This is a genomic window from Bacteroidota bacterium (genome assembly GCA_016183775.1).
Lineage (GTDB): Bacteria > Bacteroidota > Bacteroidia > JABDFU01 > JABDFU01 > JABDFU01.
The window spans coordinates 21,466-35,833 of sequence record JACPDY010000040.1; the positions used below are offsets into that span (position 1 = coordinate 21,466).

Consider the following 14,368-nt stretch of genomic DNA (forward strand, 5'->3'; position numbering starts at 1 on the left):
TTTTCTGGGATGCAGTATTAAAAATAAATTCCCCAACCCTTCATCCCCTTCTCACTGAACTCCAAAGCAGGTGCCGGTATTTTAATAAAACCAATAACATTAAACACTGTTTTCAAAAAATGTGACCTTGTTTTGATACGGGTCAGATCAACATCTAAGGATAAATATATTTTCCGATAGCGTTCAAATACGGGCAACAAATTTCCCCCGGAATCGAACGGAGGATTGAACATAGCTCCTGTCATACCTTCGGCGCTATAACCAACAGCGATATTCAGCCATTTGGGAAATTTATTTTCCTTATGCAAAAATGAACTGACATTTGCCGAGAGCCAATACGTTTGTCCATTATAATCTTTCAATGATTGTTCCATGAAATTATTGCCTAACATATTGGGGCGATATTGTGGATACTCCGTTTGATGAAATGAATATTTAAAAGAAAAACGCTGCTCATCCCAGGCTAACTCCTGGCCGATCAGCAAAGCGCTTCCTAATGTATTGGCCGCAAGATCGCCAACAGAAAATCCCCATTGCGAAGAGAATCCATCCAGAATCTCGAGCGTACTTTGATACAGAGAACCTACCCCGCCGCCATACCAGATAGCTTTCTTGCGCTCTACCCCACTCCACTTCATTAAATTAAGTCCTGTCCTGCCAATATAATATGCGGTTACAACATGTCCGGCTTTATCCATTGCAAGCCATTCATCATTGTCATTAAAAAAATGAAACGATGAGCGCGGGTAATTTGAATACCACAAAGTACCTAATGCAGCCAGGGTTCCGGCGTAAAGTCCGGCTTCAACAGCTATCACAGTATTAAACCTGATTTTATTAAACTGCGGAGCGGGTGCAAAAAAGGAAGACGTATCGTTTTGCTGAGCACCGGCAAATAGCGGGAAAGAAAGACAACAAAAAAGAATTGCTTGTTTGCTTTTATACCAACTTGTCATCAAGTCTGACAAAAAAAACAGTGGACTTGATGACTTAGTTGGTATTATGCCCTGCGTATTTGGCATTCTTGTTGGCGGCTTGGTATTAAACATGATTGTACCCCTTCAAAAGTAATTTTTACATATAAAACGGGGTAAGTTACTGCATTTTGAAAAGATTGTAAGCCGGAAGTCCGAAGCCGGAAGACTTCAAGCTTCCGACTCCGGACTTCCAACCTTTAAATACACTATGCTGAAATTTATCCCGTTCACGATAGCAATAATGAGCGAGGGATACGAGGGCCGCTATGCGAACTTCTTTTCAAAGTCCTTCATCACATCAACCAATACCTGCACACTTTCAAGTGGAAGCGCATTGTATAAGGATGCGCGGTATCCTCCGACATCGCGGTGGCCGCGGAGACCACTGAGATTAGCCGATTTTGCCAGCTTATCAAACTCGGGTTCCAGTTCGGGTTTAGACATCACGAATGTAACGTTCATGTTCGAACGGTCTTCTTTTGCAGTAGTTCCTGTAAACAGCGAGTTGCGATCGATCTCCGTGTAAAGCGTATCCGCCTTTTGCTGGTTTATTTTTTCGATCCACTCCACTCCTCCGTTCTTTTTCAACCAACGAAGTGTCAACATAGTAACATAAATAGGAAAAACAGGAGGGGTATTATACATTGAACCGTTTTTAATATGAATACGGTAATCCAACATTGAAAGCATCGGACGATTTACCTTTCCTAAAACAGATTCCCTTACAGCAACCATGGTAGCACCTGCAGGGCCCATATTTTTCTGCGCACCCGCATAGATCAGTGAGAATTTCTTTCCGTCTACTTTACGACTGAAAATATCGCTTGACATGTCACAAACGAGACTGGCAGCCGTTGGAAACTTCTTGATCTGCGTTCCATAAATGGTATTGTTGGATGTTACGTGCAAATAATCCAGTGTTGTAGGGATACCGTAACCCTTTGGAACGTATGAAAACTTCTTGTCTTCTGAAGAAGCGATAACCTGCGTATTACCAATTAATTTCGATTCCTTGATCGCTTTGGTGGCCCAAACACCGGTGTTTACATACCCGGCTGTTCCGCCATCGCGCAATAAATTATACGGAACCATCGCGAACTGGAGGCTGGCTCCGCCGCCTAAAAACATTACTTTATAACTATCATCCAGGTATAATAATTCTTTAACAAGCGCCATCGACTCTTCCATTACAGCCTCGTAATTTTTGCTGCGGTGAGAAATCTCTAACAGAGAAAGATTAAGATTATCAAAATTAATACAAGCTTCTGCGGCTTGTTGTAAAACCTCCTGCGGTAATATACCGGGACCTGCACTGAAATTATGAACCTTCGTCATTGTCTTCTGCTGGTTTTTGATTGTTGATATAAGTGTTTCCATGCCTTAAAGGTAAAAAAGATTTGACTTGAACAATGAAATTGCAGAAAATTATTGGCAGGAATTTGCTTAATTATTCACTCTTGCCGTTTCATAAATTTTTTAATAATACTGCCTTCCTCTCTGCCGCTAATAACAATTGTGTATATACCGGCAGCCATATCGGAAGGAAGATTGATGACCTTTATGGTTGAATCCGGAACAACAATCTTATCCGAAAAAATCCGCCTGCCCAAAAGATCAATTATACAGATTTCACTTTCGTTTTTCTGACCATTACCCGCAACTATTGTTAATTCCCTTCCTGCCGGATCAGTGTAAATATAAAATTCCGCCCCCGGAATAGTTTCATTTGTTACAGCTGTTATTCCTACATAGAAATCAGTTGTTACAGTCTGGGTCTTATACATCGCTTCAAATTTCCATTTTCCCATTGGGGCATTGGCGGGTAAAGTATAATTCCAACACCAGAAGGTTGGATAATCATAATCGGAGGCTGATGTGCGTGACCATGTTTTCCAAACCGACCCATCCGGCCTGTATACTTTAAAAGCCGTATTATCGGCCAATCTTTCAAGATGATAAAAAGCGGAAAAGTAAACGATCTCTCCCGGTGAAAATGTTTTCTTTTCATATGAAACAGAACCATTTGCCGGACATCCCCATTTAACAACAGGAACAGCGCTTCCGGTCATTATCTTATCCAGCTTGGCATCATAATAGGGTAATTGGCCCGCCCACCAGGATGTAGTGCCGTTGAGTAAATTACAAGTACCTGAAAAAGGGTCAATGAGATTTGTTTTTGACGCCGTGGTGTAAACCTCAAAATGCAAATGAGGATCTGAAGATTTGCCCGAACTTCCCACAATCCCCAGAAACTCCCCTTTAGAAACAGTGGATCCGACACCCTTTGCAGTCAATGAGTTTTTTTTCATATGCCAGTATAATGCCACAGAACCATCCACATGTTGTACAATAATAGCATTGGCGGGATTTGAATTGGATGTGCAATTCATGTCAAACTCCCCATCGTGCCAATACGTAATAGTTCCTGCCTGAGCGGCAATAACCTTTACAAGGTTACTGTTCATCTTATCATAATTAAAGGGCCATAATACAATATCGGTTCCTTTATGACCATCATACGTAATAGCGCCGCAGTTATAATCCTTCACCTGGGAGGAAGCCGTATTCTGATCAACATAGTTGGAGATAGCGTAATAACCTGGATCGGTAAGGCTTATATCCTTCTCCAAGGGCCAATCAAATGCTACAATTGATGTTTTCGAGTTGACCGGAAGGGAATTTAATGATAACCGAATAGCATTTTGGTTTGCTATTTCAAAAATCGAATCTCTTTCCTTATCAGATATGCAATCGGCAGATTTTGTTAAAACTTCGCCTCCACCCGTGGGAATCTGACCAAAAACAAAAAGCGAAGAATAAATAATTGAAGTTAAAAGCAGGTATTGTTTCATACACCGAATACTTACCAAGCAATTTACAACTATTTTTTCGGTTCATAAAGTTTTTCGTTATCATATTCCCTGCTTTTATCCTTAGGGTCATTATACTTATTATCCTTAGTGGATTTACCATTCCGTGCATCTACGTCGGCCACATAAACCCATTTGCCCTTTTTAAATTCAAGCGCGTCAAAACTGAAATCGGGCCCATAATACTGGTGCTGTCCCTCAAACCCGGGCTGAGATGGCGATAAATGATCGAAAACGATCCGTTTGGTTTCCTCAAAATATTTTAATGACATGGCAGTTTGTGCAGAATATTCGAAAATGACCCTTTTGGGAGATCTCTTCTCCAGTTTAAAAAGATCAACGCCAAAACGAGGGCTGCCGTCAGAAACAAAATAAAGTACGTCAATGATCTTTTTGCCGGTAAGTTTATCATTCCCATCCTTGGCCAAGAGAGTATAATACTTTTTCCGTTTAACTTTAACAGGAATTATTTTGTAATACAACATTCCAATCCATTTATTGGCATCACCAACAGTATTATCCGGATTTTTTATATCGTCCGACTTATCAATTAACGCGTATAAACGACAGGTCTTGCGCCTGGCATCATAGGTTTGTATAAACCCGCAGTGGTTATACGTTCCATCTTCTTTCGGAATATCCCAGTTAATGATCCTAAAGCTCTTATCGGGCGAATAGATCCGGCCAATTTCTTTTAGGGAATCGAAGGGGTATTCGAAAGAGGTACAGATATTTAACGCACGCTCAAATACGGTTTTAAATTTAGTATTGATCTCCTGTTTTGCTTTATCTGTTTTAACGGAGTATAGATTCTTTTCCAATTGCAATAGCGTATCCTCATACGCTTTAAAGCCCTGCTGGGCCATTACGCATTGCACTAAAGCAACAACAAGACCGGTCACAATGTATTTTATACGAATACTCATGCTCAGGTTATAACGTTATTATCATTCACTATATTACACACAAAATGCCATCCACCTGAGGTGAATGGCATTAAAATATTAAATATTTATGCTTACAGATGGAGAGATTCCTTTTTAGCCAGCAGCTCCTCTTTTGTTTCAACATTATCTTCATCGCTAACACAGCAATCAACAGGACAAACAGCTGCACATTGCGGCTCATCATGGAAACCTGTACACTCTGTGCATTTATCCGCAACAATATAATAGAGATCCATTGACTTAGGCGACTGAGCTGCATCTGCGTCCACAGTTTGCTTGCTATTCTTCCCCGTAAATTCTCCTTTTAAAGAAGTTCCATCCGCAAAGCGCCACTCGGCAGCACCTTCATATATCGCATTGTTGGGGCACTCTGGTTCACAGGCTCCGCAATTAATGCATTCATCTGTTATTTTAATAGCCATATCTCTTAACTTTGAACTGCAAAGATACGAATGTTATGGGAAATGGAAAATGAGGGATGGAAGATGGGATAAAATAATTCTGATGTGCTGGAAAGAATTTTAGCTTTGTCTGTAATTTGTTTTGTTCCGTAGGAACACCTCTGCCGGAGGCGGGAAATATCGGTAGAAGACCACACCCATTAATCAAAGTCCCGTCAGGGACGAAATATAAATCATTATGGCAAATACCTATACCCAAATTCATATTCAGGCGGTTTTTACTATGCAAAACCGCGACTGCGTAATTGTGCACTACACCTGTTTTTTATAAGAAAGCCGAGGAAGATGTTAAATGAAACGTGAAAGACGGAGATTCTGGTATTTTTATTTCACTAATAATAAAAACGTAAACTTATTTTGTTAATCTGATGATAATTCAGCAAAAAATAAATGCCTTTGAACAACTCGGTAGTGTATTTAAACTGGCGGCACAGGCAGATGAAACAATTCCGGATACGCCTCATGCCCAAAAACTGGCAGAATTAGCCCATTCTGTTCATATTTACAATGGCTGGTTTACAAAAGAAAATGTTTTAAACGCATTTGAGGCTCTGGGCAAAATGCTCACGAGAGAAAATCTTGAAAAATGGCTGAATAGTTACGAAATAAAAGATGTAACCCAAAAAAACATAGGCATTATCATGGCCGGCAATATACCGCTGGTTGGCTTCCATGATATGCTTTGTGTGCTGATGAGTGGTCATAAGCTGATCATTAAAGCCTCATCGAATGATCAGCAATTGCCAAAATGTGCGGCGGAAATACTTATTTCGATCGATCCCGAATTTAAAGATCGCATCACTTTTACTGAAGGACAATTAAAAAATATAGATGCTGTGATAGCCACCGGAAGCAATAATTCGTCGCGGTATTTCGAATATTATTTCAGTAAGCTTCCGCATATAATCCGCAAAAACCGTAACTCCATTGCTGTATTGAATGGCTCTGAAACAGCGGATGAAATGCGCTTACTTGGCAATGATATCTTTCAGTATTTCGGCCTCGGCTGCAGAAACGTTTCAAAACTATTTGTCCCGACCGGATATGATTTCGACAATATTTTCAGAGCCGTTTTTGATTTTCGTTCGGTATTACAAAACAATAAATACTGCAATAATTACGAGTACAATAAAACCGTTTACCTGATGAGCGGAATAAAACTCCTTGAAAACGGGTTTCTGCTGCTTAAAGAAGACATTGGGCTTGCCTCACCGGTGGCAGTGTTGTATTATGAATATTATAAAAGTGAGCCTGACCTGATCGAACGGCTTCGCATGGATGCTCCACACATACAATGTATTGTTTCGAAAATGAAATGCATTAAAAACACTGTCGGTTTTGGTGAGGCACAAACACCTGAACTATGGGATTATGCGGATGGACTGGACACCATGAAATTTTTATTGAACGTTTAAAGGAAGTACTATTTAAGAATAATGCCCCGTCTTACGCATGGCTCTCCTGCGTTTTCGCATCTCACGTTTATCCGCTTTAATACCTTTTTTTATAACCCGCTTATTTTCCCTGTTTATGGCATCGCTTGGCTTTACCCGCTGTTCACGTGTTTTATTGACGGGCCCGCTTGATCGACAGGCAATTAAAAAAAATAAGATGCTAACGAAGAATACTTTATTTAATCTATTTCTGTTCGATACGCTCATTTGTATCAAATTTAGCCTTTTAAAGCCGCTTTTTTGAACTTAAAAACTACTTAAAATTCAATTTGACTTGAAGTGGTTAAAATCTTACATTTGTTTCAAATAAATTCAAACTAAAGATGAAAAAATTTTACACATTCGTTTTAGCTTCCATAACAACTGCCACTTCTTTTGCTCAGGCTCCAACTATTTATGGTACCTTTTTACCTGTTAATGGCACACAGGTTAAAGAAGTATGGGATACAACAACTAATATACTACCTATGCCTGTGGGAGGAAGTACCGCGAAAACCTGGGACTACTCAACCAATTTCCAATCGAGTGATACATTCACACTGGTAACCAAAAGCCCGGGTCTTGTTGCTACGGCAAAGATCCCCAATAGCGGTAAAGATGCAACTAACAGTGTATTTGTAAGAGCCGTTCAAAAAGCCGCTACCGCCGATTCTCTTGTCCTTTTTTATAAACTTAATTACGACGGGTTTTATACTATAGGTGCCCACGATGAAAAAACCAGCGTATATGGCTTTAAGAAATTAACCAACAAACCATATGAATTCACCAAGCCCGAACTTGTTGTACCGTTCGAGATGACCTATCCGCAAACTTCTGTAATAGATACTATGAGAGCCCAAAGTACGATGGACGTTTCAGTTTTCGGAACCGTGACACATGTTATTGTCCGCATGAAAACCATGAGCAGCGAAGGCTTTGGCACGCTTAAAACTCCTGCCGGCACATTCACCGGCGTGCTGCTCACCAAAGAAATTGTTACTGAATATGACACTGTTTATAACGCATCGAACGTAAAACTTTTCAGTTTTACAAGCACTTTAACACGTTATAGCTTTTTACGCAACAACAGTTTTGCTTCAACGGTCCTGATGTTTATACAGGATAGCGATAACGATAATAAATCGAATATGGCCTGGTATACTTTACCGGTTGAATTCGGATCAATTTCAGGTACTGCATACGATTCATCCGGCACAGCTACGTTAGGTGCAGGCAACGAGGTATGGTTATACCGTGAATTCTCGAACTTCACCAAAAATGACGCTTTGGCAAAAACAAAAACCGACGCGAGCGGGAAATATAAATTTGATTCGATACCTTACGGCTACTACCGTGTGGCGGTTAGACCAGACTCATTGCAATACCCGAATTCACTGACAACTTATTTTGGCGATACAGCAGCTAATTCTGCGGCTACCTGGCTTGATGCCGATACAATAAATACGATTGGCTGCAAATGTAATGTTACAGGAAAAGACATAACGATCAAGTACCATGCTCCACAAAACAACCCGGTGACAATAAGCGGATCAATAACCACTACTTTCCCGTTTGTGAATTTGCCGCAAAAAAAATCAGGCGGCAGTGGCAAGAACGACTTCTCTGTAATGGCTACCAATGATGTAAAGGGTATTGATATTATCATAAAAAAGAAACCCAACGGCGGTGCTTCACTGGAAGTGACAACCGATCAAAATGGTGTTTTTGGTGTAGGTAATCTTAACCCGGGCAACTATGACGTAGTTGTTGATGTTCCGGGATTGGAAATGGCCGGAACCTATTCCTTTACAATACCTGCAGGAACAACAACAATCACATGCCTTGATTTCACCATCAACCCTGACTCTATAAACCCAAGTCACCCGAGCTGTTTACCACTTGCTGTTAAAGAACTTAACAGTTCTGCGGCAACAATGAGTGTTTATCCGAATCCATATTCAACAAATACACAAATTTCACTTCAGCTGACTGAAAAAGCGAATGTTGTAATGGAACTATACAACTGTCTTGGTCAGAAAATATCAACCATTGAGAACATGATGAAACCCGCAGGTTCGTATATGTACCAGGTTGGCAACGATCAAATAAAAGCTTCAGGTATTTATTTTATCCGGATGACTGCCAATGGTGAATACAAAACACTTAAAGTTATTAAGGAGTAATACAGGCCGCTAACAAGAATGCTAAATACGCGGGGCATAATACCAACTAGCCGTCAACCGTGTTTAATTTTGTCAGACTTGGTGGGAAGGTGGTATAAAGCCCATTCTAAGTCTACCTGCTTTTAAAAAAATAAAAATGTCTTCCGGCAATTACCTGGAAGACATTTTTATTCAATACATCCCGGCTTACTTTCGTTCCTACCGCCTCACATACTTCATCTCCTTACCAAACTTAACCTGTACCGAGTCCTTTGTGATCTTCATTAAAGTAATATCTCCTGCCATTTGGTTCAGTTGCATGCGGCTTTGTTTCCCGTTGATCTGGAGTAAAGCAAGTTGTTTGTTTCCAGTTTGATTTTTGATAATCCCGAAATAAGCTACCTGGGGCCAGGTGGTAAGCGGTTGAACTTTAACAGGAGGTGTTTTTATCGCAGAAGCGCTTTTAGGTTGTTCACCTCCCATTAACTTATCCAAAAAGGGATCGCGGTAATCTGCCTTTATCGAAAATGTATCAACAGGCTGCCCTGTTGTATTATTTAACCTTGCAGCATTAGCCGGATGAAGTAAATCCTTATCCGGTTTATCTTTATTTCCAAATATGCTATAAAAGACATAGGCCCAGATGGCAATAACCACGGGCACCATTAAGTATGTCATTTTTTTATTTTTCACAAAGTTATTTACTTCACTTTAAATGATCGGACGACACTATATGCGCTCTTGTTTCCTGCCGCATCATACGACCTGATTTTCCAGTAGTATGTACCGAGTGGCAGGGAATCGGAATATATTGTGGATGTTGTTGATTTATAAAGAAAATTTGATGTGGCGGGAACCTGGTATACCAATACACTATCTGTTATTGCCGAACCGCTTACCGTGCCCCTGTCCCAGGATAAATTAATGGCGGCTTTGCTCTTTGTACCAACTGAAAAGGTTGTTGAATCCTGATCATTGGGCAGCAGTAAAGTTGGTGTATTTGGCGCTGATGCGTCAATTGTAATGGTACGAGAAGTAAAAGGTGTTGATGATTGTACATTTTGTCCTTTCACTCGCCAGGTGTATGTGCCGTCACCTGAGAATGTATAGGTGAGCGTATCCTTTGTGTAGGTGGCGTTTATATAAATAGTGCCGGTGCCTGATAACATTTCAAAGCGATAATCATCGGCATTGGAAAGCGGGTACCATTTAAACTGTTGTTTGTATGTATTACTTATAAAATTGTCGGACGGAGATACGAGCACGATGGCCTGGCCACTTAAGTTAAGTGTGCTGTCGACTGAAAAACCCCGCGTTACATAAGCAGTCTGAGAAGAACCATTTTCTGCCCTTATTCGCCACTGGTAAGCTCCGGAACCAAAAGTGTAAGCAAATTTATTGGAAGTAACATTTGTATCAAGCATCAACGCCTGGATATTGTTAAAATCTGGCTTTACAACCTGCAAATGATACTGCGTGGCGTATTTTACTTCTTCCCACCAAAAAGTAATATTGGCTGATTGTGAATTATACCCGTTTGCAGGACTCAATAAATTAACTGATTTCTTACCCAGATCAGGTTCCACTATATCTTTACAGGATCCGCAAATCAATACCAGCATTAACAAACAAATGGCGGTAAGATTGACCAGGAATATTTTTTGGGGACGCATCATAATACTTGTTTTTTTATGTTTTGTAAATAAATTGTCGCGGTTAATACGAGTCGCTTTGTTGTATTGTCTTTTTTTGCCTGGTAGGTAACGGAACTTACCTTACCGATCTTTTTCTTTTGCTCGAGTTCGTAAACCAGTTTAAGCAGCCTGGTATATGGCCCTTCAATTGTAAATGTATTTGTTTCAACAAGCAGGTCTTTGTCCTGCTTTATAACAGTCTGAGGGAATTCCCGCAATACAATGCCTGAACTTTGGCAATATTCGGTCAGAAGGCTTAACAGCTCTTCTCTTGCAGGGGCTTCCGCTCTTTGATCTGAACCGATCACGCTGTTCAATATGAATAACTCGCCTTGTATCTTTTCTATTTGCACCGGGGCATTTGCGGCCATTGCCATTTTCTTATTGAGTTCATTACACTCACTTATTGTAGCAATTGTTTTCTTTATAAAAAGAGAATATATGATCATGGCCAGCAATATGGCGATGACTATTAGCCAGCGGTTCTTTTTTTCGTATGTCAGATCTTTGAACATATTTAGAGATTATACCGAATTAGATTATTATATACAATTTCAAAAAAAATATATGGGGAAAAATTTAGAGCTTTTGTGCCTGCCTGTCGGCAGACAGGCTTTGGTGGCCAAAATCCAATTGCCACTAAAGCACAAAAACACTAAAACCCACAAAAAAGTTTATTCGATATAAACTCTATTATTTAATCTTCAGCTCCATATTAAAAATTCCCGCATTTTTCTCTTTATCCTGGGTAAAATTTGTCAATGTAACATCGCTGACCCAATCAAAGCGCTTAAGCTGTTTTATCCATTCATTCAACTCGGTGTTTTTTTTGCAATCGCCCTTCATCTCAATTGAATTCACATTAAACGCGATGTCTTTGTCATCGTTGGGATTTTTAACCAGGGGGTTTATGTTCATTTCCTTTAATTGAATGGAGGCTGGTATGATTCCGGCAATACGGTCGGCGAAAAATGAGCTGCGGCCGGGTTGTAAAAGTCCCATTTTGTTCATGAATGCCGACTTTTCGCTCAATTCTGTTTTAAGTTTTTCAAGGTTCTGCAGCATGCCTCTGCTTATATTTACCTGTGAATTCAGGTTTTTAGCCTGCTTACTGTAGTGATCAAGGATAAAAGAATTGATCGATAACACACTGATAAAAAAAATAAAAAGGCTGGTGCCTGCCAGTTTAAATATTCGCTTGCTTTTGTATGTGTTACGCAGGACATTAACTTCCGGGATGTCGGATTCGCTTGCCCCGAGAAACTCCCTGAATGAAGCGGCAAAGGCTATTAAAAGGTGATTGCTGATTGTGTCACTCCCCACCTTGACTTTAGTTTCGGTACTTCTTTCTGTTGCTTCATAGCCGATAACTCTATTTTCTTCGGTTTGAAGGTTAAAGTATTCAAGAGCAATGGAGTTATTTTTATTATTGATAACTGGCAGCAACTGTGCTGCTACAAATGGTCCCAATGAAAGATTGATGACATCTAATCCGGCTTTTTGCAATTGCTCAATGATGGGATCAAGGACATTTTTCCTTATCACTGATACAATGGCCTGGTTTTCATCAATGGTGTACCTGGATAACAAAAACTCTTCCGCTTTGGCATTGGGTAAAACTTTACTAAGCAATGCTGCGGGTGTGTCATTTTCAGTGACTTCAATTTTCTTTTGTAAAATGCCCTTGCCATTGATCACAATCGACAGCGGGGTTTTAGCATTGACGATATTTTTCAACTCCTCAATGCTTTTTATGTTTGGCTCTTGCTTTATTAACGCGATCGCGTTTTTATTTTGTTTCAGAACAACTGTATTGAACGTATAGTGTCCATCGGGATGGATGTAAATATCAAGTCCGGCTACCTGTGAGGGTTTAATGATGTTATTTATGTTGAAATTATTTGCCATTAGTGAATGACTGTCGCTTTTATGAAAACGGTAAGTTTATTATTGGTCTTTGCACGTGTACGGCTGCTGAACAGCCATTTGATGATCGGGATACGCGACAATAAAGGAACTCCTGATCCTGAATCGTTGACACTATTCTGATCGAGGCCGCCCAATACTACGGTATCGCCATTTTTAACCCGTATAAGTGATTGAAAATCTCTTGAAATAGTTCCGGGAGGGGCGTTCTGGGAAACACGGGCTGTGAAGGTGGATTGCTTTACGGCTATATCGAGTGTGATCTGTTCGTCTCCTGATACCATTGGTTCGATGGTGAGTGTAAGGCTGGCATTGGTTGATTTGTATTGCTGGGATATTTGCTGGGTCGGACTTAGTGTACCTACAATATTATTTGTTGTTTCCAGGTAGTATTGTGTTTCGCCTGAGGATAATGTGGCTTTATGTCCATTCAATGTGGCCAGCTTGGGTGTGGAGTGCATTTTTAACAGTCCGTTTGATTCCATCGCTTTCAAATTCAGGTAAAAATTCGGGGTTACATTTCCCAGGTTGATCCCCCCAAAGCCACTTAGCCCGGAGAGCAAATCATTTATACTTTGAGCACTGATCGTCATGTTCGGTGCCGGAAAAACAGTCCCGCCTGTTGTGGCGGGTTTAGTGCCAAGACCCGCCTCAATTCCGGTCGCGACTGAATGTGTTTTATTCACCTCAGCAATGATCAATTCAATGTTTATTACCGGCACTACTTTGTCTATATCGCGAATGAATGCTTCTATTTCATTTATGCGGGGTTGGGAACCGCTCAGTATAATGCTGTTTAAGTCGGGAAAGGTTTTTATATCTACGTCCTTTTTCAAATCCGGGGGAATAAAATCGACCACTTTTTCCACGGTTCTGTATTTGAGCGAAATGGCCTTTGTGGCCCGAAGGCCTTCCATTGAACGGTCTCCGAAAAGATAGATGCCGTTCTCATTCTTGAAGGTGAAGGTTGTACCGTTCAATACATATCTCAAAAAATCTTCATAGGTCATATTTTTTACATTCATGGTAACATTGCCTTTCATTTCTGAGAAGAAGAAATAATTGTATTTAAATTCTCCAGCTGCTACGGCAATTACATCTGCTATCGGTAAATTATTGGCCGATGCGGTTATAAGGTCATCTGTAATTTTAAAATCAAGTCCGGCTAATTCTTTTGGTGAATTTTTGTTATCTGCTTTTTTATTCTTTGTATTTCCTCCCGGCTGGTTCTGGGAAACGGCATCTGCCTTTTCAATCATGAATGTGCTGTCGGGTGTTTCGGTTATTTTGAAATTATTCGCGAAGGCCAGTTTTTCAAACGCATTAATCAAAGGCATATCCTGTATGTAGCCGTTTACAAGCTTTGAAGCCATATCGGGGGAAATCAATATGTTTTTTCCGGATGCTTTTGTAACTACTTTTGCAAACGCGGAAAGACTATCATTTACTAGGTCGACACTTAACAAATTTTTCTCTTTGTTGTATGCCACTTTGATCTGTTTTTGAAGAGTTTTTGGTTGTTCAACCACCGGGGGAACGTATTTTACAATCGACATGATTGAGCCTATGAAGTTGATGTCCAGGTCGTATTTTTTGCATAAAAACAATAATACATCCGCTACGGTTACTCCTGAAAAGTTATTGCTTACTACTGTATTGAGGCTATTATCAACGCTAATGTTAAGGCTGTTGCTTTCCGCCAGTCCGCCGATCAGGTTTTGCAGTGTGATGTTATCGATTGAGTATTCGACTTTATTAGTCAGGCCTAAAGAAGTTTTGGAAAGTTCTTTCAACTTTGCTTCAATAACCTGGAAGCGATCCTGGCCAAATGTATAACTCACCGCCAGCAGCATGACCAGCAAAGCAATTATTCTACTCATTTTCCAATTCATATATAT

At 40.2% G+C, this 14,368-nt stretch carries 13 protein-coding genes; 2 read left to right on the top strand and 11 right to left on the bottom strand.

Annotated elements, in window-relative coordinates; genetic code table 11:
- Nucleotides 1–17 precede the first annotated feature (17 nt).
- The 5 genes from HYU69_05330 to HYU69_05350 form a co-directional block, all read right to left on the bottom strand.
- Entirely contained in the window at nt 18–956 is a 939-nt protein-coding gene (locus HYU69_05330; protein ID MBI2269764.1) for a DUF2279 domain-containing protein, read from the bottom strand.
- Between the two features lie 285 nt (nt 957–1,241).
- Nucleotides 1,242–2,312: a 3-phosphoserine/phosphohydroxythreonine transaminase gene (gene serC, locus HYU69_05335; GenBank protein ID MBI2269765.1), complete on the bottom strand. Its 1,071-nt coding sequence runs from the start codon at nt 2,310–2,312 to the stop codon at nt 1,242–1,244.
- Nucleotides 2,313–2,428: 116 nt separating this feature from the next.
- On the bottom strand, nt 2,429–3,829 hold the full coding sequence (locus tag HYU69_05340) for a peptidoglycan DD-metalloendopeptidase family protein (GenBank protein MBI2269766.1): 1,401 nt from the start codon (nt 3,827–3,829) through the stop codon (nt 2,429–2,431).
- Between the two features lie 29 nt (nt 3,830–3,858).
- Entirely contained in the window at nt 3,859–4,773 is a 915-nt protein-coding gene (locus HYU69_05345) for a hypothetical protein (protein ID MBI2269767.1), read from the bottom strand.
- Nucleotides 4,774–4,865: 92 nt separating this feature from the next.
- A complete protein-coding gene (locus tag HYU69_05350; protein ID MBI2269768.1) occupies nt 4,866–5,216 on the bottom strand; it encodes a 4Fe-4S dicluster domain-containing protein in 351 nt (116 codons plus the stop codon).
- Nucleotides 5,217–5,623: 407 nt separating this feature from the next.
- Here HYU69_05350 and HYU69_05355 point away from each other — a divergent pair, with 407 nt between their 5' ends.
- Nucleotides 5,624–6,670, top strand: coding sequence for an acyl-CoA reductase (locus HYU69_05355; GenBank protein ID MBI2269769.1), 1,047 nt, complete (start codon nt 5,624–5,626; stop codon nt 6,668–6,670).
- 12 nt (nt 6,671–6,682) lie between these two features.
- Here the strand turns inward: HYU69_05355 and HYU69_05360 are convergent, their stop codons facing one another.
- Nucleotides 6,683–6,916 carry a hypothetical protein gene (locus tag HYU69_05360; GenBank protein ID MBI2269770.1) on the bottom strand — a complete coding sequence of 78 codons (234 nt, stop codon included), beginning with the start codon at nt 6,914–6,916 and terminating at the stop codon, nt 6,683–6,685.
- A gap of 116 nt (nt 6,917–7,032) precedes the next feature.
- Here HYU69_05360 and HYU69_05365 point away from each other — a divergent pair, with 116 nt between their 5' ends.
- Nucleotides 7,033–8,871 (top strand): carboxypeptidase regulatory-like domain-containing protein, encoded by a 1,839-nt coding sequence (locus tag HYU69_05365; protein ID MBI2269771.1) that lies wholly within the window; start codon nt 7,033–7,035, stop codon nt 8,869–8,871.
- Between the two features lie 198 nt (nt 8,872–9,069).
- Here the strand turns inward: HYU69_05365 and HYU69_05370 are convergent, their stop codons facing one another.
- The 5 genes from HYU69_05370 to HYU69_05390 all read right to left on the bottom strand — a co-directional run bounded on the left by HYU69_05370 (nt 9,070) and on the right by HYU69_05390 (nt 14,350).
- Nucleotides 9,070–9,528, bottom strand: coding sequence for a hypothetical protein (locus tag HYU69_05370; protein ID MBI2269772.1), 459 nt, complete (start codon nt 9,526–9,528; stop codon nt 9,070–9,072).
- A gap of 23 nt (nt 9,529–9,551) precedes the next feature.
- A complete protein-coding gene (locus HYU69_05375; GenBank protein MBI2269773.1) occupies nt 9,552–10,526 on the bottom strand; it encodes a hypothetical protein in 975 nt (324 codons plus the stop codon).
- Nucleotides 10,523–11,059: a hypothetical protein gene (locus HYU69_05380; GenBank protein MBI2269774.1), complete on the bottom strand. Its 537-nt coding sequence runs from the start codon at nt 11,057–11,059 to the stop codon at nt 10,523–10,525. The genes HYU69_05375 and HYU69_05380 overlap by 4 nt, the downstream gene beginning before the upstream one ends.
- Nucleotides 11,060–11,237: 178 nt before the next feature.
- The gene (locus tag HYU69_05385; GenBank protein MBI2269775.1) at nt 11,238–12,452 is read right to left on the bottom strand and encodes a hypothetical protein; all 1,215 of its coding nucleotides are present in this window, start codon (nt 12,450–12,452) and stop codon (nt 11,238–11,240) included.
- Entirely contained in the window at nt 12,452–14,350 is a 1,899-nt protein-coding gene (locus HYU69_05390) for a general secretion pathway protein GspD (protein MBI2269776.1), read from the bottom strand. Before HYU69_05390 ends, HYU69_05385 begins: the two co-directional genes overlap by 1 nt.
- Nucleotides 14,351–14,368 lie beyond the last annotated feature (18 nt).

Excerpts from the sequence above, each read along its gene's own strand:
- HYU69_05330 (MBI2269764.1), bottom strand. The coding sequence starts at position 956 with ATGACAAGTTGGTATAAAAGCAAACAAGCAATTCTTTTTTGTTGTCTT.
- serC (MBI2269765.1), bottom strand. The coding sequence starts at position 2,312 with ATGACGAAGGTTCATAATTTCAGTGCAGGTCCCGGTATATTACCGCAG.
- HYU69_05340 (MBI2269766.1), bottom strand. The coding sequence starts at position 3,829 with ATGAAACAATACCTGCTTTTAACTTCAATTATTTATTCTTCGCTTTTT.
- HYU69_05345 (MBI2269767.1), bottom strand. The coding sequence starts at position 4,773 with ATGAGTATTCGTATAAAATACATTGTGACCGGTCTTGTTGTTGCTTTA.
- HYU69_05350 (MBI2269768.1), bottom strand. The coding sequence starts at position 5,216 with ATGGCTATTAAAATAACAGATGAATGCATTAATTGCGGAGCCTGTGAA.
- HYU69_05355 (MBI2269769.1), top strand. The coding sequence starts at position 5,624 with ATGATAATTCAGCAAAAAATAAATGCCTTTGAACAACTCGGTAGTGTA.
- HYU69_05360 (MBI2269770.1), bottom strand. The coding sequence starts at position 6,916 with ATGAGCGTATCGAACAGAAATAGATTAAATAAAGTATTCTTCGTTAGC.
- HYU69_05365 (MBI2269771.1), top strand. The coding sequence starts at position 7,033 with ATGAAAAAATTTTACACATTCGTTTTAGCTTCCATAACAACTGCCACT.
- HYU69_05370 (MBI2269772.1), bottom strand. The coding sequence starts at position 9,528 with ATGACATACTTAATGGTGCCCGTGGTTATTGCCATCTGGGCCTATGTC.
- HYU69_05375 (MBI2269773.1), bottom strand. The coding sequence starts at position 10,526 with ATGATGCGTCCCCAAAAAATATTCCTGGTCAATCTTACCGCCATTTGT.
- HYU69_05380 (MBI2269774.1), bottom strand. The coding sequence starts at position 11,059 with ATGTTCAAAGATCTGACATACGAAAAAAAGAACCGCTGGCTAATAGTC.
- HYU69_05385 (MBI2269775.1), bottom strand. The coding sequence starts at position 12,452 with ATGGCAAATAATTTCAACATAAATAACATCATTAAACCCTCACAGGTA.
- HYU69_05390 (MBI2269776.1), bottom strand. The coding sequence starts at position 14,350 with ATGAGTAGAATAATTGCTTTGCTGGTCATGCTGCTGGCGGTGAGTTAT.